Below are 20,484 nucleotides of genomic sequence, written 5' to 3'. Positions count from 1 at the left end.
AGCTCACTACCCGATCATCACGGGAGTGGACCGCCTGCAGCGATCGCAGACAGTGTCGCGAACTCGTCAGCCTTGAGTGACGCGCCGCCGACAAGAGCGCCGTCGACGTCGGCCTGGCCGACGATCTCTCCGACGTTCTTGGAGCTGACGCTACCGCCGTACAGAACGCGAACGCCGGCCGCGACCTCGGCGTCGGCAAGTTCGGCCACTGTTGCTCGTACCGCAGCACACACTTCCTGTGCATCGGCGGCAGAAGCGACACGGCCGGTGCCGATGGCCCAGACAGGTTCGTACGCGATGACGATCTTGGAGATCTCCTCCGCGCTCAGGCCCGCCAACGAACCCTTGAGCTGGTCGACGTTGTAGGCGACATGCTCGCCCGCTTCGCGGATCTCGAGGCCTTCGCCGATGCACACGATCGGCGTGAGGCCGTTCTTGAGAGCAGCCTTCGTCTTCGCGAGGACGGTCTCGTTGGTCTCACCGTGAAGGGTGCGACGCTCGGAGTGACCGACCACGACGAAGGTGCAACCGAGCTTGGCCAGCATGGAGCCGCTGATCTCGCCCGTGAACGCACCCGAGTCATGAGCCGAGACATCTTGCGCGCCGTACGTGAGGAGGAGCTTGTCGCCCTCGATCAGCGTCTGGACGCTTCGGATGTCGGTGAACGGCGGGATGACCGTGACGTCCACTTTGTCGAAGTACTTCGCAGGCAAGGAGAAAGCGATCTTCTGCACCAGGGCGATAGCCTCGAGGTGGTTCAGATTCATCTTCCAGTTGCCGGCGATCAACGGCTTACGTGCCATGTCGGATCAGCCTTCCAGTACTGCGATGCCAGGCAGCTCTTTGCCCTCGAGGTACTCGAGGGAAGCGCCACCACCGGTGGAAATGTGCGAGAAGCCCTCGTCCGGGATACCGAGCTGACGAACGGCTGCTGCGGAGTCGCCGCCGCCGACGACGCTGAAGGCGCCCTTCTCGGTTGCCTCCACGATTGCCTCGGCGACACCGCGGGTGCCTGCCTCGAACTTCGGGAACTCGAACACGCCCATCGGGCCGTTCCAGAACACCGTCTTGGCGCCGGTCAGGATCGCGGCAAAGCGCTTGACCGACTCCGGTCCGATGTCCAGACCCATCCAGCCGTCGGGAATCTTGTCGAACGGAACGATCTTCGACTCGGCATCGGCCGAGAAGGAGTCCGCGACGACAACATCCTGAGGGATGTGGATGACGTCGGCGTACCGGTCGAGGAGATCCTTGCAGGTCTCGATCATGGACTCTTCACACAGCGAATTGCCCACGGACACACCCTGAGCCGCGAGGAACGTGTAGAACATTCCGCCGCCGATCACCAGAGTGTCGACCTTCGGCGCCAGTGCCTCGATGACGGCCAGCTTGTCCGAGACCTTGGAGCCACCGAGCACCACCGCGTACGGACGCGCTGCGTCCTGAGTGAGCTTGGCGAGCACCTCGACCTCGGCGCCGACCAGGTATCCGGCGTAATGCGGGAGCAGCTTCGCGACGTCGAAGACCGACGCCTGCTTACGGTGAACAACACCGAATCCGTCGGAGACGAATGCGCCGTCGTCACCGACCAGCTCGACGAGAGCCTTGGCGAGCTTGACCCGCTCGGCTTCGTCCTTGCTGGTCTCGCGAGGGTCGAAACGGATGTTCTCGAGCATCAGGACGTCACCGTCGGTGAGTCCTTCGGAACGAGCCAGCGCGTCCTGTCCCACGACGTCACCGGCGAGTTGCACGTTGCGACCGAGGATTTCGGCCAACTTCGCGGCAACCGGTGCGAGGGAGAACTTGGGATCGGGCTGACCGTCGGGGCGCCCGAGGTGCGCGGTCACGATGACCTTCGCTCCACCCTCGGCGAGTGCCCGCAGGGTGGGAGCGGACGCGACGATGCGGCCCGGGTCCGTGATTTCTCCGCCATCCAACGGGACGTTGAGGTCGGAACGCACCAGTACGGTGCGCCCCTCGACCCCAGCGTCCAGCAGATCCTTCAGCGTCTGAACTGCCACTGTTATCGAAACTCCGCTCAGAGAGACTTGGCGACGAGGCCGATGAGGTCGGCGAGGCGGTTGGAGTAGCCCCACTCGTTGTCGTACCAGGAGACGATCTTGACCTGGTCGTCGATGACCTTCGTCAGACCCGAGTCGAAGATCGACGAGTGCGGGTCGGTGACGATGTCCGAGGAGACGATCGGTGCGTCGGTGTACTTCAGGATGCCCTTGAGGGGTCCTTCGGCAGCAGCCTTCATCGCAGCGTTGATCTCGTCGGCGGTGGCCGACTTCTTCAGGTTCGCGGTGAGGTCGGTGACCGAGCCCGTGGGGATCGGCACGCGCAGTGCGTAGCCGTCGAGCTTGCCGAGCAACTGCGGGAGAACCAGGCCGATTGCCTTGGCTGCACCGGTACCGGTGGGAACGATGTTGAGGGCAGCTGCGCGGGCGCGACGGAGGTCTGCGTGCGGAGCGTCCTGCAGGTTCTGATCCTGGGTGTACGCGTGGATCGTGGTCATCAGACCCTTGACGATGCCGAACTCGTCGTCGAGAACTTTGGCGATGGGGCCGAGGCAGTTGGTGGTGCACGACGCGTTGGAGATGATGTTCTGGCTGCCGTCGTACTTGTCGTCGTTGACGCCCATCACGATGGTGATGTCTTCACCCTTGGCCGGAGCCGAGATGATGACCTTCTTGGCGCCGGCTTCGAGGTGTCCCTTGGCCTTTGCGGCGTCGGTGAAGATGCCGGTGGACTCGACGACGACGTCGACGCCCAGCTCGCCCCAGGGAAGTTCGTTCAACGGGCCACGGTGTGCGAGGGCCTTGATGCGCTGATCGCCGACGACGATCGTGTCGTCACCGTCGAGCGACACGTCGTACGGCAAACGGCCGAGGATGGAGTCGTACTTCAGCAGGTGAGCGAGCGTCGCGTTGTCAGTCAGGTCGTTGACTGCCACGATCTCGATATCGGTGGTTCCGAGCGCCTTCTGCGCATCCACCGCCCTGAAGAAGTTACGTCCGATACGGCCGAAACCGTTTACGCCAACCCGGACAGTCACAATTCGCTCCTTTGACCATGATTCTGGTGTGCAACTTGACCCACGCATACTCCGAATCCGTGTGTGCACGACGCGGACGTGGGGTTCATCGGTCGATGTGACTCATACCCTAATGCGCGTGGCCCGAACGTGCGCAGCCCACCCTGACGGAGGGCAGGTCACCCCTCTTCGAGTAGCTCCACATTCACTGCGGATTCGGTGTCGGGTATGCCCGTTTCCTTGGCCTTGCGATCAGCCATCGACAGCAGGCGACGGATACGTCCGGCAACGGCGTCCTTGGTCATCGGCGGGTCGGCCAACTGGCCGAGTTCTTCGAGGGACGCCTGCCGATGCTCGACGCGCAGTGCACCCGCCGCCGCGAGGTGATCGGGCACGTCCTCACCGAGGATCTCCAACGCACGCTCGACGCGCGCAGCAGCCGCAACGGCAGCGCGAGCAGAGCGTCGCAGGTTTGCGTCGTCGAAATTGGCGAGACGATTGGCGGTGGCGCGGACCTCGCGTCGCATCCGCCTCTCCTCCCACACCAGACGTGTGTCCTGGGCTCCCATTCGGGTCAGGAGATCGCCGATGGCCTCACCGTCGCGGATCACCACACGATCCGTTCCGCGAACCTCACGTGCCTTCGCCGAGATCCCCAGACGCCGCGCAGCTCCAACCAGAGCAAGTGCAGCTTCCGGGCCGGGGCAGCTCACTTCGAGCGCCGACGAACGGCCGGGTTCGGTCAGGGAACCGTGCGCGAGGAACGCACCGCGCCACGCTGCTTCGGCGTCGCCGACACTTCCGCCGACGACCTGCGCAGGCAAGCCGCGAACCGGGCGCCCGCGAAGATCGAGCAGTCCCGTCTGGCGCGCGAGGGCCTCACCCTCCTTCGCTACACGCACGATGTAGCGAGCGGACTTTCGAAGCCCGCCCGCACTGAGTACGTGCACATCGGCACTGTAGGTGAACAGGTCGAATATCTCCCGGCGCAGACGTCGCGCCGTGGAGCCCAGATCCACCTCTGCTTCGACGACCACCCGGCCGCCGACGATGTGGAGCCCACCGGCAAAGCGCAGCAACGCGGAGACCTCTGCCTTGCGGCAGCTGACCTGAGTCACCACTAACCGGCTCAGTTCGTCCTTGACCTCCGCTGTCATTGCCACGAAGCGTTCTCCCTCTGTTCTTCGGATTGCTGTTCTTGCAGGGAAGACTGTGTCGAATCCCCTACTGCCGCACTGCTCGACAGTTCAGCCAGTACATCGGCCAGTTTTGCCGGATCGTGTACATGCGCTGCGCCCGGTGAGGTGTCCGCGACATCCGCGTACCTGACTTCGGCTGAAAATTGATCCGCCGCACGCTGCAGATGTTCACGTTCACGCCCGGCCGGTACCGACGCCGAGTCGACCACCACGTAGTCGACCCGGAAATCGGGCACGTGTTGGGAGAGTACGTGCAGGTGACGCTCCGCGGAGAATCCGGCGGTCTCCCCCGGCTCGGGTGCGAGATTGAGCACCAGTACCTTTCGAGCCTTCGTCGACGACAGTGATTCGACGAGTTCGGGTACCAGGACGTGTGGGATCACGCTCGAGAACCACGATCCCGGGCCGAGAACCACGAGATCGGCACGATCGATCGCAGTCACGGCATCGGGGCACGCGGGCGGATTGGACGGGAGCAGTCTCACACGCCGAACCTTGCCCGGGGTGGTCGCGACGGCAACCTGTCCACGAATGCAGCGGCTGACGCGGGGGTCCTCTTCGAGTCCCTGAACGTCGGCTTCGATCTCGAGCGCGATCGGCGACATCGGCAGCACACGGCCACGGATTCGCAGCAGTCGCGCCATCTCGTCGAGCGCGACGACCGGATCGCCGAGCACCTCGGTCAGTCCGGCCAGGATGAGATTGCCCACCGAATGCCCGGCAAGTGCGCCGACACCGCCGAAGCGATGCTGAATGGTCCGAGTCCAGTCGACTATCTCGGGTTCGTCCGACGCGAGAGCTGCCAGCGCCATCCGGAGGTCTCCAGGCGGGATGACGCCGAGTTCGGCGCGCAGCCGGCCCGACGAACCACCGTCGTCGGCGACCGTGACCACGGCGGTGACGTCGAACGTCAAGCGTCTGACGGCCTGGAGCGTGGCGAACAATCCGTGCCCGCCGCCGAGCGCGACGATGGCCGGCCCTTCGGGTGTCTCCCGCGAGCGATGTGTCGGTTCACTCATTCGCGCCCCAGATCCCGGTGCACGATGCTGACCGAGATGTCGTCCTCGGAACCCAAACGCCTCGCGAGAGCTTCGGACATGGCTACGCTTCGGTGCTTACCGCCGGTGCACCCGACCGCAATTGTCATGTAGCGCTTTCCTTCTCGTCGATATCCGGCGATCGTCAAATCCACCAGATGTCGGTAGGTGTCGAGATAGTCTTCCGCGCCCTCACGGGACAACACGTAGTCGCGAACGTCGGCGTCCTGACCGGTGTGCGGGCGAAGTTCAGGGATCCAGTGGGGATTGGGCAGGAAACGAACGTCACAGACGAGATCGGCGTCCATGGGCAGGCCGTACTTGAATCCGAACGACTGGACCGTCACCTTCATCGTTCGGTTGGCATCGTTTCCGAACGCCGTTTCGATCTTCTGACGCAGCTGATGCGCCTTCAGTGCCGACGTGTCGATGACCAGATCGGCGGCCGCCTTCACCACGGCCAACTGCCGACGCTCGGCTGCGATCCCTTCGGACAACGTGCCGTCGATGCCGTCGTTCTGCAACGGATGACTGCGGCGCACCTGTTCGAACCGTCGGATCAACACGTCGTCCGACGCTTCGAGGTACAGCACCCGAGTGTGGATCGGTTCCGCCTCGAGTTCGGTGAGCACCCACCCGAGATCGCCGGTGAAGAGTCGACTCCGCACGTCGATCACGACGGCGAGACGATCGACCGGCGGATCGGAGGTCAAGCTCAGACCGACCATTCGGGAAATGAGCTCAGGTGGCAAATTGTCCGCGACATACCAGCCGAGGTCTTCGAGCACCTTGGCAGCGGTACTCAAACCTGCTCCGGACAATCCCGTCACCAGCAGGAAATCCATCGTTCGACTGTCTTTGGCGCTGTCGGTAGTCACTGTGCACTCGGCCCCGTCGTCGGCATGGACAATTCTCGCGACTCGGAGCCCTCGTCATCGCTACCGGATTCGGCGCTGGGCGCGTCAGCAGACGTAACAGACGATTCGGATTCCGTGTCCAGCTCATCATCCCCTACCGCGGCTGGCAGCGCTCGAGCTTCAGCGCCCGCGTCGGCTGCAGCCGAATCCGTGCCGAGTGCGGCCAGAACTGCTGTGGCGGTGGTCTCACCGATACCGGGGACCTGCATGATCTCCTCGACCGTTGCCGTTTTCAGCTTCGCCACGGAACCGAAGTGAGCCACCAGAGCGGTTCGACGAGTTTCACCGAGCCCCTTGACCGAATCCAGAGCCGAAGCCGTCATCCGCCTCGAGCGTTTGCTGCGATGGAACGTGATCGCGAAGCGGTGGGCTTCGTCTCGGATGCGCTGCAGTAGGTACAACGACTCGCTCGTCCGAGGGAGGATGACCGGATCTTCTTCCCCCGGTACCCATACCTCTTCGAGTCTTTTGGCCAACCCGACTACCGCGACGTCAGTGACCCCCAGCTCGTCGAGGACCGCCGCTGCCGCCGTGACCTGAGGGGCGCCGCCGTCCACGACGAACAGATTGGGCGGATAGGCGAACCGCCGAGGCCGGCCCGTCGCCGGGTCGATCGCCGCTTCGGGAGCCAGGTCCCCACCGTCCGAGTCCATGGTCGACGCCGACGCCGCGAGGACGCCCAGGTCGCGGTTGTGGCGCAGGAACCGCCGACGCGTGATCTCGGCGATACTCGCGACGTCGTCGGAATGACCGTCGCCGGCGGCTTCCTTGATCGCGTAGTGCCGGTAGTCCGACTTACGCGGGAGCCCGTCCTCGAACACGACCAGTGACGCCACGACGTCGGTTCCCTGGACGTGACTGATGTCGATGCATTCGATTCGTAGCGGAGCCGAGTCCAGGTCCAGTGCTTCCTGGATGCCCTGCAGCGCCGCAGAACGCGAAGTGAAATCGCCGGCACGCTTGAGCTTGTGCTGCGCCAGAGCCTCTTTCGCGTTTCGCTGAACTGTTTCGGCGAGGTCTTTCTTGTCGCCACGTTGCGGAACCCGCAGTTGCACTTGCGATCCCCGAAGCTTGCTCAGCCACGCCTGGATCTCGGTCGCGTTTGCCGGCAGAACCGGCACCAGAACTTCCTTGGGAACTGCGCTGATCCCGGCCTCGGAACCCGCTCCCGGGTCGAGGGCCGCCTGCTCCCCGTAGAACTGGGTGAGGAACTGCTCGACCAGGATCGGCAGGTCGGACTCGGCGTCGAGTGCGGCCCAGTCGATGGCGTCGCCTGCCTTCTCCACGACCCAACCACGCTGACCCCGCACGCGTCCGCCCCGCACGTGGAACACCTGAACGGCGGCTTCGAGATCATCGGTGGCAAAGGCGACGAGATCGGCGTCGGTGCCGTCACCGAGTACGACGGCCTGCTTCTCGAGCGCCTTGCGCAAAGCCCCGATATCGTCACGCAGACGGGCCGCGGTCTCGAAGTCGAGATCCTCGGAAGCCTGCTGCATGCGCTTTTCGAGATCTTTGACCAACTTGTCCGTGCGGCCGGCAAGGAAGTCGCAGAAATCTTCGACGATCTGACGATGCTCCTCGGCACTGACTCGCCCGACGCAGGGCGCCGAGCACTTGTCGATGTAGCCGAGCAGACACGGCCGGCCGATCTGGTTGTGTCGTTTGAAGACTCCGGACGAGCACGTTCGTGCGGGAAACACTCGTAGCAGCAGATCGAGTGTTTCGCGGATGGCCCAGGCATGGGAGTAGGGACCGAAGTACCGGACACCCTTGCGCCGCGGACCGCGGTAGACGAACAAGCGCGGGAACTCTTCGTTGAGCGTTACCGCGAGAACCGGATACGTCTTGTCGTCGCGGTACCGGACGTTGAACCGCGGATCGAATTCCTTGATCCAGTTGTACTCTAGCTGAAGCGCTTCGACTTCGGTACTGACGACGGTCCACTCGACGCTGCCGGCGGTGGTCACCATCTGCCGAGTACGGGGATGAAGTGTCGTGACGTCCGCGAAGTACGAGTTCAAACGTGAACGGAGGCTTTTCGCCTTTCCGACGTAAATGACCCGACCATGCGGATCGCGAAATTTGTAGACGCCCGGCGCAGCCGGAATGGTTCCGGTAGCGGGGCGGTAAGTCGAGGGATCCGGCACGGTTTCAGGTTAGTCGCCGCCACCGACCGACTCGGAAACGCGCAGGATGCGGGCACCGAACCGGTCGGAAGACGTCAGTTGCTCTTGTGCGCGACCGGTGCGTAGCGGTCGGCCAGTTCGCGGAACTTACCGACCGTGTCGACGGCGTACTCGCGGTCGTTGGACTGGATCGCCATCACTGCCATGTACTCGTCGTCGGGCAATTCGATGCGTGCCCAGGCGGCACCGTCGGGGAACGAGAGTCCCTCGAACAGATCCCAGTCGACGATCTTCTCGCCCAGGATGTTTCGTACGGCAATACCCTGCTTGCCCACCTTGACCCGGGGCCGCGTCAACATCAGCACACCGAGAGCCAGAATGGTGCCGATGCCTGCCATCGCGATCTGGTCCGCGGCACGGAAGTACACGCCGGTGGACCCCTGGCGAAGCAGGAGTGCCAGTGTGACGTGAACGATCACCAGGAGGACGGCAACTCCGATCGCGTATCGCGTCGACTTACGCGGTGACGCAATCAGTTCCCAGTTCTCGTTGTCGCCGGGTGTACTCATCGAAACGAATCCTCGGTCCATGGTGCTCGGAGATGGCGCAGGGTCACTGCGGTGTCCAGTGCGGCGGCGCAGGCCTGTGCGCCCTTGTCCTCGACGCTACCCGGCAGACCCGAACGGTCAAGAGCCTGCTGCTCGGTGTCGGTGGTCAGGACACCGTTCCCCACGGGGGTGCTTTCGTCGAGCGAGACGCGTGTGAGGCCCGCGGTGACCGCGTCGCACACGTACTCGAAGTGCGGCGTGCCGCCGCGGATGACAACACCGAGAGCGACGACGGCGTCGTGCGTGCGCGCCAATGCCTGCGCAACGACCGGCAGTTCGATCGCGCCGGCGACACGGACCAGTGTCACGTCCTTGATCTGTGCCTCCTGCGCGACGCGCTGCGCGCCGGCGATCAGAGCCTCGGAGATCGTCGCGTGCCACTGCCCGGCAACGATCGCCAGCTTCAGATCCTTGGCCTCGGCGATCGCGAGCTGCGGCTGACCTTCCCCGCTCACAGTGCGGTTCCCGGCTGTGCGGTGTTCTGGTTCGCCTCGTACTCGTCCAGTCCGATCAGATCGTGCCCCATCCGATCGCGCTTGGTGCGCAGGTAGGTGAGGTTCTCCGCATTCGCGCGCAACGGCATCGGAACACGATCGGTGATCTGCAGGCCGTAGCCGTCCAGACCCACACGCTTGGCCGGGTTGTTGGTCAGCAGACGCATCGACGAGATCCCCAGATCGACGAGGATCTGGGCACCGATGCCGTAGTCACGGGCGTCCGCCGGTAGGCCGAGTTCGAGATTGGCGTCGACGGTGTCGGAACCGGCGTCCTGGAGCTGGTAGGCCTGCAGCTTGTGCATGAGACCGATGCCACGACCCTCGTGCCCGCGCATGTACAGAACAACGCCGCGGCCCTCTTGGGCGACCATGTCCAGTGCGGCGTCGAGCTGCGGGCCGCAATCGCACCGCAGCGAACCGAAGACGTCGCCGGTGAGGCACTCGGAGTGAACGCGGACGAGCACGTCGCTACCGTCTCCGTCGGGGCCTGCGATGTCGCCACGCACCAGCGCAACGTGCTCGACCTCGTCGTAGATGCTCGTGTAGCCGACAGCGGTGAACTCACCGTGGCGGGTGGGGATGCGGGCCTCGGCGATGCGCAGCACGTGCTTCTCGTGCTTGCGACGCCACGCGATGAGGTCGGCGATCGAGATCAGAGCAAGGTTGTGTTCGTCGGCGAAGACTCGCAACTCGTCGGTCTGAGCCATCGCGCCTTCGTCCTTCTGGCTGACGATTTCGCAGATGACGCCGGCAGGACGCAGGTCCGCCATGCGGGCGAGGTCGACTGCAGCTTCCGTGTGGCCAGGACGACGCAGTACTCCGCCTTCCTTCGCGCGGAGCGGAACGACGTGACCGGGGCGAGTGAAATCGTTGGCACCGGATTCGGGGTTGGCGAGCAGACGCATCGTCGCAGCGCGGTCCGACGCCGAGATGCCGGTACCGATTCCCTCACGGGCGTCGACGGTGACGGTGTACGCCGTGCCGTGCTTGTCCTGGTTGGTGGCGTACATCGGGGGCAGGCCCAGCCGATCGCAATCGTCACCGTCGAGCGGCACGCACAGGTAGCCGGAGGTGTACCTGACCATGAACGCCACCAGTTCCGGGGTGGCTTTCTCGGCGGCGAAGATGAGGTCGCCCTCGTTCTCGCGATCCTCGTCGTCCACGACGACAACAGCTTTACCTGCAGCGATATCTGCTACTGCGCGCTCGATACTGTCGAACCTGGTCACGTGCTCGCACTCCAAAGTCTTGACTTTTCACATCATCGAATACAACAAGTGCATCCGACGGATGCACTGACAACCCTACGACCAATCGGACGGGTCCGATCAGCCTGGTCCTACCGACCGGCAGAGTGAAGCCGCTCGACGTACTTGGCGATCACGTCCACCTCGAGGTTGACCGGCGTACCGACCACAGCGGTTCCGAGCGTCGTCAACTCGAGCGTTGTCGGGATCAGCGAGATCTCGAAGTACTCGAACCCGCGGTCTCCGCCCAGCGCGGAGACCGTCAGCGAGACTCCGTCGACGGTGATCGAACCCTTCTCCACGACGTAACGGGAAATGGAGTCGGGCAGTGCGATCCGCACTACCTCCCAGTTCTCGGACGGCGAGCGGGAAATGACGTGGCCTGTTCCATCGACATGCCCTTGAACCAGGTGGCCGCCGAGTCGGCTGTTCAGCGCCGCGGCACGCTCGAGGTTGACGCGAGAGCCGACATCCAATTTCGCCAGGCTCGAGCGGTTCAGGGTTTCCTGCATGACATCTGCGGTGAACGAACCGTCGGCAAGCACGTCGACCACCGTCAGGCACACTCCGTTGACCGCGATCGAATCACCGTGGCCGGCGTCGGAGGTGACCAGTGGCCCGCGCACCGTGAAACGTGCAGCATCGACCAGTTCTTCCTTGGCGACAATTTCGCCGAGTTCTTCCACAATTCCTGTGAACACGCGCCCTACTCCTCGTTCCCCGGAGCAGAACTCTCCGGAACCAGACTCAACAAAATATCGGGGCCGATCGTTACCGCAGACTCCAAACGGAATCGGTGGGCGTCGGTGATGGTGTGCACTCCGGCATCGACGAGTGCGGAGGCGCCCGCGCCGAGCAGGATCGGAGCGATGTATGCCTCTATGACGTCGACATATCCGGCGGCAAGGAATGCTCCGGCCAGACGGGGCCCACCCTCGAGAAGTACGTCCGTGTACTCCCCCAACGCCTCGACTACTTCGTCGATGTTGTCGGTGTTGAGCACCAGAGTCGGTGCGGTTTCGTCGAGAATGCTTGCCGTCGAGGGTATTTCGCGCTTCCCGACGACGACGCGAACGGGCTGGTGCGCCGCGAGCTCACCGGTGGGCTGACGTGCGGTCAGCCACGGATCGTCGGCGAACACGGTGCCGGTACCGACCACGATCGCATCGATCTGCGCTCGCTGCGCATGCACGCGCGCCCTCGCCTGCGGACCGGTGATCCACTGACTCGTTCCGTCCTCGGCGGCGCTGCGTCCGTCCAGACTGGCCGCGTACTTCCACGTGATGTGCGGGCGACCGGTGCGCTGTTTGTGCAGCCAGGCCCGCAGTGGACCAGCCTCCACCTCGGGTGCTCGCAGTCCGGCCGTGACGCTGATTCCAGCGCGCATGAGGGTCGCTGCGCCGCCGGAAGCCTCCGGATTGGGATCACCGACGGCGTAGACAACCGCCGAGACTCCGGCGTCGATCAATGCCTGCGAGCAAGGGCCGGTTCGTCCCTGGTGATTGCACGGTTCCAGTGTCACCACGGCCGTACCGCCACGTGCCGCATCGCCGGCCTCGTCGAGAGCCACGACCTCCGCGTGCGGTCCACCGGGCGGTTGCGTCATACCGACGCCCGCGATGGTTCCGTCGGCAGCGAGGATGACCGCGCCGACCGGTGGGTTGGGGCTGGTGAATCCGCGCGCGGAATCAGCTGCGGCCAGCGCGATCTGCATCGCGGCGTCGAGATCAGCCGTCGACGCCTGTCCACCCTTTGCCATCGAGCGGCTCAGACCGACAGCGTCAGGTGCGGCGACGCCGAGGCGGCCTGCGCGCGCAGCTTGCGCACCGCATCACCGGGATCACTCGCTCCGTACACCGCCGAACCGGCGACGAAGCAGTCGATCCCTGCTTCAGCGGCCTGCTCGATCGTGGAAGCGTTGATGCCGCCGTCGATTTCGACAAGGAGCGTCAGCTCACCCGAGTCGACGAGCTTTCGAACTGCGCGTGCCTTGTCGAGCACCTGAGGCATGAAGGACTGACCACCGAATCCGGGTTCGACGCTCATGATCAAGAGGGTGTCGAAGTCCTTGAGGATTTCCAGGTAGTCGTCGATCGGGGTTCCAGGCTTGATGCTCAGCCCCGCCTTGGCACCAGCTGCACGAATATCGCGGGCAACCGAACGCGGATCGTCGGTGGCCTCGGCGTGAAACGTGACGTTGTACGCACCGGCCTCGGCGTACGGCGGCGCCCAGCGCTCCGGATTCTCGATCATGAGATGGCAGTCGAGCGGAATATCCGTCGCCTTCAGCAGACTCTCGACCACCGGCAGACCCAGCGTGAGATTGGGAACGAAATGCGCGTCCATCACGTCGACGTGAAGCCAGTCGGAGCCGGACACGGCAGTCGCTTCATCAGCGAGTCGAGCAAAATCTGCGGACAGAATGGACGGTGCAATCATCGGGGAAGCCACGACGCCGAGTTTAGCTGTGTCTCATTGCCGACCGTGCATGCACATCGGAGCCGGTGCAATCAGATCAGTTCTTGACGACGGTGTGGAGCTTTCGCACCTTGGCCGGTGCCTTGATCCGCCACGCGTCTTCGAGCATCTCACCCAACTGCACCTCGTCGATCAGTTCGAGGTGCACGAGGATCGAGCCGTGCCCGTGATAGTGATCGGTGGTGAAGAAAGCCGCCTCGCCACTGGCGAGTAGCGCCTCCTTCTCGTCCAGACCGCACATCACGACCAAAGCGCCCTCCGCTTCGGTGCGGAGCCGCGCAAAAGTCTTACCTGCCACCTTGAGTGCCGGGGTGTTGTACGAGGTCGACTCTTCCACGGAGGGAAGAGCCGAACCCAGTACTACAACCTGTTCCCACGTAACCATGTAGGCACCATACGACTACCGATGCCCAGAAGTCATCCGATCAGGCCAGCGGCTTGCGCAAAGCGGCCATGAACATCGCATCGGTCCCGTGTCGGTGCGGCCACAACTGAACCGACGATCCGTCTCCGACGTCCGGGACACCTGGCACCAATTCCTTGGTGTCGAGTTCCACGACGCCGTGACGTCGCACCGCATCGGCGACCACTGCCAGCGTTTCCGACAAGTGCGGCGAGCACGTGGAGTACAGCACCACTCCGCCGGGGCGAACCAGTTCGATTGCGGCAGCGAGCAATTCACGCTGCAACTTCACGAGCGGAGCCACATCGGACGGCTGGCGACGCCAACGTGCCTCCGGGCGCCGACGCAGCGCACCCAACCCGGTGCAGGGAGCGTCGACGAGGATGCGGTCGTATCCGGGTTCGAGCCCGGATTCGCGGCCGTCCGCCACGTGTACGTCCACGGGAAGCTCGCGAGTGGTCTTGCGGATCAATTCGGCGCGATGTTCGACGGGCTCGACGGCGTCGAGTCGCCCGCCTTCGATACCGGCGAGAGCGCCGAGAAGCGCTGCCTTACCGCCCGGACCTGCGCAGAGATCGAGCCAGCGTCCGGAGTCTTCACCTTCGAGAGGAGCAATGCTGAGGGCGCGGGCCACCAGCTGACTGCCCTCGTCCTGCACGCCCGCCAAGCCTTGGCGGACCGCCTCGAGCTGTCCGGGGTCACCGCCGTCGAGATGCACGGCGTACGGCGAGTACGGCCCGATCTCGCCGCCGGTCACCAGTGCAAGCTCCTCGGCGGAGATCTCGCCGGGGCGGGCGACGAGGTGTACTGCAGGGCGGGCGTCGTCGGCGATCAGGACGTCTTCGAGTTCACCGGCAGCAGCGCCGAGCGAGTCGGCAAATACCTGCGCGATCCACAGGGGGTGAGCGTGCTCGAAGGCGAGCCGGCCGACCGGGTCTTTCGGGGCCAGCAGCTCGACCCACTCCTCCTGGGTGCGTTCGGAAACACGGCGCAGGACCGCATTGACGAATCCTGCTCGGCCCTGGCCGTTTTCGGCGCGAACCAGATCGACCGAGGTTGCGACGGCAGCGTGCGGTGCGACACGAGTGCGCAGCAATTGGTACGAGCCGAGTCGGAGAACATCGAGCAGAGTTCCGTCGATCTCTTCGATCGGCCGACCCGCTGCATGGGCGATCACCGCATCCAGCAGTCCCTGAGCACGTGCCGCACCGTACGCCAGTTCGGTTGCCAGCGCCGCATCGCGTGCGTCGAGTTTGCGGTCACGCAGGAGCCCTGGCAGAACCAGGTTCGCGTACGCGTCACGCTCACGGACCGCGCGCAGGACGTCACGCGCCGCCAGACGCGGTTGATCGAGCCCGGCGGTTGCCGGATCAGGCCGCTTGGCCTGCTTCGGCTTGGTGTTCTTGCCGCCGCCGCCGTTCTTGGCTCCGGGACCCTGTGTCCGCCGTGCCGGCCGTCGTGATTCGGTCACTGTGCTCGTACCTCCGCGTCGAGTCGGGCACCGCGTGCCCAGTCCCCTGCCGACATCAATTTCTTGCCCGGGGGCTGAATCTGCCCGAGTCGCACCGCGGTGGTCGCGGTACCGATGTACAGACCATCCTTGCGTACCGAGATCTCACCGACTGCCAGGGTCTCGTCCGTGACGGTGATCGGGCCGACCTTGACTCGAAGATCACCGATCATCGTCCATGCCCCGGGTGCGGGTGTGACGGCTCGGATATGCCGGTCCACTGTGCGAGCGGGCAGTTCCCACCGCACGCGGGCCGCGTCCACCGTCACCTTGGGGGCATACGAGACGCCGTCGGCAGACTGCGGAACCGCGTTGATCTCGCCGGCCTCGAGTCCGTCGAGTACCGATTCGAGGAGGGCAGCGCCGTTTTCCGCGAGACGTCCGAGCAGGTCGCCCGCCGTATCGGTGTCGCGAATCCGCTCGGTCATCACTCCGTACACGGGGCCGGTATCCATCCCGGCTTCCAAACGGAACGCGCTCGCACCCGTCACCTCGTCACCGGCACTGATCGCGGCCTGCACCGGCGCGGCGCCGCGCCACGCGGGAAGCAACGAGAAATGCAGATTGACCCAACCGTATTTCGGAATGTCGAGGACGTTCTGTGGCAACAGGTTTCCGTAGGCGACGACGGGTGCACAGTCCGGTTCGAGGCGGGCGAGTTCGGCCGCGAAGTCGGGATCGGACGCCTTGGCCGGCGTCAGCACCGGGATGCCGTGCTCGTCGGCAAGCAGACCGATCGGCGATCGGGTGACTTTTCGACCGCGGCCCGCCACAGCGTCCGGACGCGTGACGACGGCTACCACTTCGTGGTTGGCGGACTCGATGAGCCGACGCAGTGAAGGAACCGCGGGTTCGGGTGTTCCGGCGAACACGACGCGCATGTCAGCTCTCCCGTTTCGTTGGGCTCTTCGGACTCTGATCAGCCGATCGGCCTGTCGAACGCGGTGGACTGCAACTCACGAAAATGCTCCCGGATGTGTCGGTGGGTGGAACTGTCAGTCTAAGGACTGCGAGAGCTACGACCTACCTCGCGCCACACCGAACCACTTTCTCAGCAATTTCTTTGATCAGAACCCTGCACATTCACCGGTCCTCGGTATTGACTGTTTCTGTCGTCGCCACTCGGCGGAGGCTGATACGGGATACACCGATCACACGGAGGAACTTAGATGGCAGGCATCGACAGTAAGTTCGACAAGGCCTACGCAGGAAAGTCCGTCGAAGAATTGGCGGACGCCCCGGTCGCGGCACTCAACGGCGTAAGCGATTCGGACGCAGAACATTTGAAGGCAGCGTTCAACATCAAGACCGTCCGCGACCTCGGAACGAACAAGTTCTTCCTGTGGGCGCAGGCCACTGCCAAGCTCGCCGAGTAAACATCCCGACCCACGTGATCTCGGTGCTCACGAGTTAGCAGCTCACGAATTTGCAGCTCACGAATTTGCGTCGATGACCACTTGCGGAATATCCGTGCCGAGCGGCACCACGCTGCACGAAGCGTGCCGCTCGGCATCGGGGTCGAGGACCGTCCGGATGACGTCGATCACGTAGGGGTCGTACGGCATGCGGAAGTGGCCGGTCAGGTTAGACGGGCACAGATCCTGGAGGACGATGTTTTCTGCACCGGCACCGCGGAGCGCGATGTTCGAGGACGGCTGGATCATCTCGTCGACAGTGGACCCGATGGTCGTGTAGCGCACTCCGGGTACGGTGTCACCGCCGGCGTTGAGGGTGTTCAACATATCCGACCCTTGCATCTGCTCGCGGACAGCTCGCGAAAAGACGTCTTCGACAAAGTCTTCTCCGCCGGGGATCGCACGGACAATGGGAACCAACCCGAACATCACCCCACCGTATGTCGGCGAAGCCAAACCGACCCAATGATCGACGTAGGCGTCGCCGCCCATCTTGTTGACGTAGTACCGCGTCACCGTCGCGCCTTGCGAATAGCCGATCACGTCGACCTTGTCCGCTCCGGTCGCGGTCAGCACCTGATCGACGAAAGAACCGAACGCGGTGGCACTACCGACTATGTCGCCGACGCCGTAGGTCTCGTGTGCGACGTCCCCGTCTTCTTCTTTGATCGCACCGCCGTAATTGAGGGCGAAGACGCAGTAGCCGTCAGCTGCCAGTGCCGGCGACAGGGCCGCCCAATCCGCGTACGCCTCGGTGTCGGTTCCGTGGGCGAGTACAACCGGTCGGGGATGCGTGGCGGAAGGCTCACAGCCGAAATCGTTCGATCCGGCAGGTGCGGATCCTGGATGAGCATGAGCGAATGCGGTGGCTACCGAACGCGACACCTGGCCTGGGCCGATGACGAGGGGAACATCCATCGCGTCGGCACTCGCAGACGGGAGCGTCGGTGCTGCAGCCGATATCGCCGGCGGTGCTCCGATCAGCAGCGCCACTGCTACCGAAAATGTCAGTCCCACAGACCGTTTGACGCCAGACATTGTTCCTGCTCCTGCTCTGATCCTACGAGGGAGCTGACCGTAACACCAGAAACTTCGAGGCGCATACCCTACCGAACAGTAGGTATCCGACGTCTCAATTGCCGCCTTCATCGGAGTCATCACCGGCAAGCACTCGGTAGAGCGATTTGCGCGCCTCGACAAGCACGTCGGCTGCGGCCTTGACCTGCGCTGGTGTGCCTACAGCAGCCACTTGACCGGCCGCGCCCATCAGCTGGCCGATCAGTTCTCGAAGGTCCTGCTCCGGCTCCCCTACGCTGAGACGAACGTCATCCCACGGCGCCCCGAGATCGGCGCGATGTTCCTCGACGTACGCGACGCCTTCTTCTGTCAGCTTGGCGGTTTTGCGGCCGGCAACCTTTTCGATGATCACCAGTCCTTCGTCCTCGAGTTGGGACAGCGCGGGATAAATGGAGCCCGGACTCGGCTTCCAGACGCCGCCGCTGCGCTCGACGATCTGCTGAATCAATTCGTAGCCGTGCATCGGCTCTTCCGCGATCAACAGCAGAATCGCAGCGCGCACATCTCCTCGACGACCTCGTCCGCCACGTCCTCGCCCGCGACCGAACTGAGCGCCCGGACCGAAGCCGGGGCCGGGTCCGCCGTCTGGACCGAAACGCCCCCGCCGATGGCCTCTGCGTGGCATGTCACCGAAGCCCGGCCGCTCGTGCGGTCGACCGCGTCGTCCACCGTCTCGATCGCCGGGACCATCGCCCGACGCGCCGTCGTCCGTCGGCACCCACATCACAAATGGTGGCCGTTGCTCACGGCCGAAACCGCCGAAGAAACCGCGCCGGCCGAACATCCCCTCGTTCGGGAAACTTGCATCCATCGTCGAACCTCCATCACTATCGTTGATAGTTCGACGATATATCGTCATATCGGGTAGCGCAAGGATTCCTCCGACAACTCGAAACTCAGCCGATGCGGCGTGGGTCGATCTGAATGCGGACCGGACCCGAAGACTTCCGCGCACTGCGCGCGGCCCTCGCATGTGCCAGAGCGTCCGCAAGGCCGCGACCGTCCTTGCGTGGAACGCGGACCAGCATTCGCTCCGGCGCGACACCGCTCTCGTCCTCACCGGAATACGGAAGCCTCTCCCCCGCAGGCAATTCCACTGGTCCGAGCAGTACAGCACTTGCCGGCAGATCAGCTGAATCCACCAACTCCGCAATTGCCGCGGATCCACCGTCGATCGCAGCCATGTGAACGGCCGGAGGAAAGCCGACCTCGTCTCGCTCCTCGAATTGAGACTGTGCGTGCCCCACTGGATCCCATCGGACCAACGCCTGCACCGTCGGGATACCCGAGTCTGCGACAACCACAACTTCACCGCCTTCGGACAGCGGAATCACCATGGCAGCAGCCGACATCCAGCGTCTGAGTGTTTCCTCGGCGGCGCGAAGATCGGGCCGGCCGAGCAGTGCCCAGCCGTCGAGCAAGAGCGCGGCGCCGTAGCCGCCGGTCATCACCGGCTCCGCACCCACTGTCGAGACCACCAACGCGGGCCCGTGAGGCAGTTCCTTGACCACATCACTGCCCCCGGACAGAACAACTTTCACTCCGGGAAACGCCCGCCCGAGTTCTTCGGCGGTCCGGCCGGCACCGACCACCACTGCGCGCAACGCTTTCGCCCCGCACGCGTGACATCGGTAGGCGGCATCGGCAACCCCGCACCAGCGGCACGCCGGTGTCCCGGCGCCGTCGGGACCTGCCGCAGCGGGAAGAGCCAGTGGGCCGTTGCACCGACGGCACCGTGCCGGGGCACGGCACTTTCCGCAGGCCAGGGTCGGTACGTACCCCCGCCGAGGCACCTGCACCAGGACTCCGTTGCCCTCACCCAGAGCGCGCCGGGCGGCCGCGAATGCAATAGCGGGCAAACGAGCCGCTCTGGCTCCCGGATCGCGGGCCAAGGCTTGATCGCTGTCGGCAAGCGCGGTGATCTTGGGTGCGTGGGCACGAACGACGTCCCGCGTAGCGACCAGATCGTGCGCCCATCCCGAGTCGACGAGTACCTGCGCTTCTGCCGTACGGGAGAACCCACCGATCACGACGGCGCACCCGGCGACGTAGCCACGCAGGACGGCAACTTCGCGGGCATGTGGATACGGCGACCGCGGCTCGGACAAGTTGTCGTCGCCGTCGTCCCAGACGACGACAAGACCGGTCTCGGGCGTCGGCGCAAAAACAGCACTCCGCGTGCCGACGACGATCCGGGCGGTCCCGCGCAGTGCAGCGAGCCACCTCCGATATCGCATGGCCGGCCCCAGGCCCGCGGACAGACCTACCACCGCATCCGCTCCGGAGAGTTCGGTACAAGCGGCGACGACGCGGTCCAGGTCGCGTTGATCGGGCACAACCAGGATCGCGGATTTACCACTTGCCGCTACGGCCCCGGCCAGTTCGGCCAGGCGCAGTGGCCAGTTTTCACCAGGCAACGCCTGCCAGACCGCACGTGGGCTTTTCGACTCGCGAATCGCGGACAGGAAGGCGTCACCGAATCTGTAGAGATGCCAACCATTTTCGATCGGTTCAGGAGCGGACGGCGGCTCGGCGGGCCCCCACGGTTCCGCCTCGACCTTCGCGTGCCGCGGCGGTACCGCCAAACGGAGAACATCGGCACGGGTTCCGGCATAACGCTCCGCCACACGATCGACGACTTGCGCGATTTCGGCCGTCAGGACCCGCTCGGACGAGATGACGCGTTCGAGCCAGCCGAACTTCCCCTGATGGTCACTGGTCGCCTCGCGCGAGACGATGAAACCGTCCACCAGACGACCAGCGAAGCGGATGCGCACCCGGACTCCGGGCTGCGCATCCGCTTCGAGTTCACGAGGAACGAGGTAGTCGAATTCACGGTCGAGGTGAGCGAGCGGGAGCATCGGCAGCACCCGGGCGACCGGATCGACTTCTGCCGCTACTCTTTCCGCGCCCACCCGCGCCCCGTCTGT

General features: G+C 64.4%; 20 protein-coding genes. 1 reads left to right on the top strand and 19 read right to left on the bottom strand.

Annotation, left to right across the window (positions count from 1 at the left end):
- Positions 1 to 17 precede the first annotated feature (17 nt).
- From tpiA to fmt, 16 genes are all read right to left on the bottom strand, one after another.
- A complete protein-coding gene (gene tpiA / locus ACBG85_RS14205) occupies positions 18 to 803 on the bottom strand; it encodes a triose-phosphate isomerase (RefSeq protein WP_030536413.1) in 786 nt (261 codons plus the stop codon).
- A gap of 6 nt (positions 804 to 809) precedes the next feature.
- A complete protein-coding gene (gene pgk, locus ACBG85_RS14200) occupies positions 810 to 2,021 on the bottom strand; it encodes a phosphoglycerate kinase (RefSeq protein ID WP_003944901.1) in 1,212 nt (403 codons plus the stop codon).
- A gap of 17 nt (positions 2,022 to 2,038) precedes the next feature.
- The gene (gene gap, locus ACBG85_RS14195; protein ID WP_003944851.1) at positions 2,039 to 3,058 is read right to left on the bottom strand and encodes a type I glyceraldehyde-3-phosphate dehydrogenase; all 1,020 of its coding nucleotides are present in this window, start codon (positions 3,056 to 3,058) and stop codon (positions 2,039 to 2,041) included.
- 158 nt (positions 3,059 to 3,216) lie between these two features.
- On the bottom strand, positions 3,217 to 4,194 hold the full coding sequence (gene whiA / locus ACBG85_RS14190; RefSeq protein WP_021344225.1) for a DNA-binding protein WhiA: 978 nt from the start codon (positions 4,192 to 4,194) through the stop codon (positions 3,217 to 3,219).
- On the bottom strand, positions 4,191 to 5,255 hold the full coding sequence (gene yvcK / locus ACBG85_RS14185) for a uridine diphosphate-N-acetylglucosamine-binding protein YvcK (RefSeq protein ID WP_042445666.1): 1,065 nt from the start codon (positions 5,253 to 5,255) through the stop codon (positions 4,191 to 4,193). Before yvcK ends, whiA begins: the two co-directional genes overlap by 4 nt.
- Positions 5,252 to 6,151: an RNase adapter RapZ gene (rapZ, locus tag ACBG85_RS14180; RefSeq protein ID WP_003944872.1), complete on the bottom strand. Its 900-nt coding sequence runs from the start codon at positions 6,149 to 6,151 to the stop codon at positions 5,252 to 5,254. The genes yvcK and rapZ overlap by 4 nt, the downstream gene beginning before the upstream one ends.
- A complete protein-coding gene (gene uvrC / locus ACBG85_RS14175) occupies positions 6,148 to 8,340 on the bottom strand; it encodes an excinuclease ABC subunit UvrC (protein ID WP_007727980.1) in 2,193 nt (730 codons plus the stop codon). The genes rapZ and uvrC overlap by 4 nt, the downstream gene beginning before the upstream one ends.
- 74 nt (positions 8,341 to 8,414) lie before the next feature.
- Positions 8,415 to 8,888 (bottom strand): PH domain-containing protein, encoded by a 474-nt coding sequence (locus ACBG85_RS14170; RefSeq protein WP_003944987.1) that lies wholly within the window; start codon positions 8,886 to 8,888, stop codon positions 8,415 to 8,417.
- Entirely contained in the window at positions 8,885 to 9,382 is a 498-nt protein-coding gene (gene ribH / locus ACBG85_RS14165) for a 6,7-dimethyl-8-ribityllumazine synthase (RefSeq protein WP_003944999.1), read from the bottom strand. The genes ACBG85_RS14170 and ribH overlap by 4 nt, the downstream gene beginning before the upstream one ends.
- Entirely contained in the window at positions 9,379 to 10,653 is a 1,275-nt protein-coding gene (locus ACBG85_RS14160) for a bifunctional 3,4-dihydroxy-2-butanone-4-phosphate synthase/GTP cyclohydrolase II (RefSeq protein ID WP_003944833.1), read from the bottom strand. The genes ribH and ACBG85_RS14160 overlap by 4 nt, the downstream gene beginning before the upstream one ends.
- A 110-nt stretch (positions 10,654 to 10,763) precedes the next feature.
- Positions 10,764 to 11,372 carry a riboflavin synthase gene (locus ACBG85_RS14155; RefSeq protein ID WP_003944892.1) on the bottom strand — a complete coding sequence of 203 codons (609 nt, stop codon included), beginning with the start codon at positions 11,370 to 11,372 and terminating at the stop codon, positions 10,764 to 10,766.
- 5 nt (positions 11,373 to 11,377) lie between these two features.
- Positions 11,378 to 12,430: a bifunctional diaminohydroxyphosphoribosylaminopyrimidine deaminase/5-amino-6-(5-phosphoribosylamino)uracil reductase RibD gene (ribD, locus tag ACBG85_RS14150; protein WP_256520685.1), complete on the bottom strand. Its 1,053-nt coding sequence runs from the start codon at positions 12,428 to 12,430 to the stop codon at positions 11,378 to 11,380.
- A gap of 8 nt (positions 12,431 to 12,438) precedes the next feature.
- A complete protein-coding gene (gene rpe / locus ACBG85_RS14145) occupies positions 12,439 to 13,122 on the bottom strand; it encodes a ribulose-phosphate 3-epimerase (protein ID WP_007727987.1) in 684 nt (227 codons plus the stop codon).
- A gap of 64 nt (positions 13,123 to 13,186) precedes the next feature.
- Positions 13,187 to 13,534, bottom strand: coding sequence for an MmcQ/YjbR family DNA-binding protein (locus tag ACBG85_RS14140; RefSeq protein ID WP_003944924.1), 348 nt, complete (start codon positions 13,532 to 13,534; stop codon positions 13,187 to 13,189).
- A 40-nt stretch (positions 13,535 to 13,574) separates the two neighbouring features.
- Positions 13,575 to 15,023 (bottom strand): RsmB/NOP family class I SAM-dependent RNA methyltransferase, encoded by a 1,449-nt coding sequence (locus ACBG85_RS14135; protein WP_228402247.1) that lies wholly within the window; start codon positions 15,021 to 15,023, stop codon positions 13,575 to 13,577.
- Positions 15,020 to 15,943, bottom strand: a complete 924-nt coding sequence (gene fmt / locus ACBG85_RS14130) for a methionyl-tRNA formyltransferase (RefSeq protein WP_007727991.1) — start codon at positions 15,941 to 15,943, stop codon at positions 15,020 to 15,022. The genes ACBG85_RS14135 and fmt overlap by 4 nt, the downstream gene beginning before the upstream one ends.
- A gap of 288 nt (positions 15,944 to 16,231) precedes the next feature.
- Here fmt and ACBG85_RS14125 point away from each other — a divergent pair, with 288 nt between their 5' ends.
- Positions 16,232 to 16,438: a hypothetical protein gene (locus ACBG85_RS14125; RefSeq protein WP_003944900.1), complete on the top strand. Its 207-nt coding sequence runs from the start codon at positions 16,232 to 16,234 to the stop codon at positions 16,436 to 16,438.
- Positions 16,439 to 16,495: 57 nt separating this feature from the next.
- Here the strand turns inward: ACBG85_RS14125 and ACBG85_RS14120 are convergent, their stop codons facing one another.
- The 3 genes from ACBG85_RS14120 to ACBG85_RS14110 all read right to left on the bottom strand — a co-directional run bounded on the left by ACBG85_RS14120 (position 16,496) and on the right by ACBG85_RS14110 (position 20,469).
- Positions 16,496 to 17,515, bottom strand: a complete 1,020-nt coding sequence (locus ACBG85_RS14120) for a triacylglycerol lipase (RefSeq protein ID WP_042445675.1) — start codon at positions 17,513 to 17,515, stop codon at positions 16,496 to 16,498.
- 94 nt (positions 17,516 to 17,609) lie between these two features.
- On the bottom strand, positions 17,610 to 18,278 hold the full coding sequence (locus ACBG85_RS14115) for a PadR family transcriptional regulator (RefSeq protein ID WP_370333985.1): 669 nt from the start codon (positions 18,276 to 18,278) through the stop codon (positions 17,610 to 17,612).
- A 172-nt stretch (positions 18,279 to 18,450) separates the two neighbouring features.
- The gene (locus ACBG85_RS14110) at positions 18,451 to 20,469 is read right to left on the bottom strand and encodes a primosomal protein N' (RefSeq protein WP_081557843.1); all 2,019 of its coding nucleotides are present in this window, start codon (positions 20,467 to 20,469) and stop codon (positions 18,451 to 18,453) included.
- Positions 20,470 to 20,484 lie beyond the last annotated feature (15 nt).

The organism is Rhodococcus sp. NyZ502, from assembly GCF_041464245.1.
Classification (GTDB): domain Bacteria; phylum Actinomycetota; class Actinomycetes; order Mycobacteriales; family Mycobacteriaceae; genus Rhodococcus_F; species Rhodococcus_F qingshengii.
The sequence above is the reverse complement of the archived record's forward strand: the minus strand, read 5'-3'. Positions and strand labels throughout refer to the sequence as shown.

Excerpts from the sequence above, each read along its gene's own strand:
- tpiA (WP_030536413.1), bottom strand. The coding sequence starts at position 803 with ATGGCACGTAAGCCGTTGATCGCCGGCAACTGGAAGATGAATCTGAAC.
- ACBG85_RS14115 (WP_370333985.1), bottom strand. The coding sequence starts at position 18,278 with ATGTGGGTGCCGACGGACGACGGCGCGTCGGGCGATGGTCCCGGCGAT.
- ACBG85_RS14170 (WP_003944987.1), bottom strand. The coding sequence starts at position 8,888 with ATGAGTACACCCGGCGACAACGAGAACTGGGAACTGATTGCGTCACCG.
- ACBG85_RS14120 (WP_042445675.1), bottom strand. The coding sequence starts at position 17,515 with ATGTCTGGCGTCAAACGGTCTGTGGGACTGACATTTTCGGTAGCAGTG.
- whiA (WP_021344225.1), bottom strand. The coding sequence starts at position 4,194 with ATGACAGCGGAGGTCAAGGACGAACTGAGCCGGTTAGTGGTGACTCAG.
- fmt (WP_007727991.1), bottom strand. The coding sequence starts at position 15,943 with ATGCGCGTCGTGTTCGCCGGAACACCCGAACCCGCGGTTCCTTCACTG.
- ribD (WP_256520685.1), bottom strand. The coding sequence starts at position 12,430 with ATGGCAAAGGGTGGACAGGCGTCGACGGCTGATCTCGACGCCGCGATG.
- yvcK (WP_042445666.1), bottom strand. The coding sequence starts at position 5,255 with ATGAGTGAACCGACACATCGCTCGCGGGAGACACCCGAAGGGCCGGCC.
- ACBG85_RS14125 (WP_003944900.1), top strand. The coding sequence starts at position 16,232 with ATGGCAGGCATCGACAGTAAGTTCGACAAGGCCTACGCAGGAAAGTCC.
- ACBG85_RS14140 (WP_003944924.1), bottom strand. The coding sequence starts at position 13,534 with ATGGTTACGTGGGAACAGGTTGTAGTACTGGGTTCGGCTCTTCCCTCC.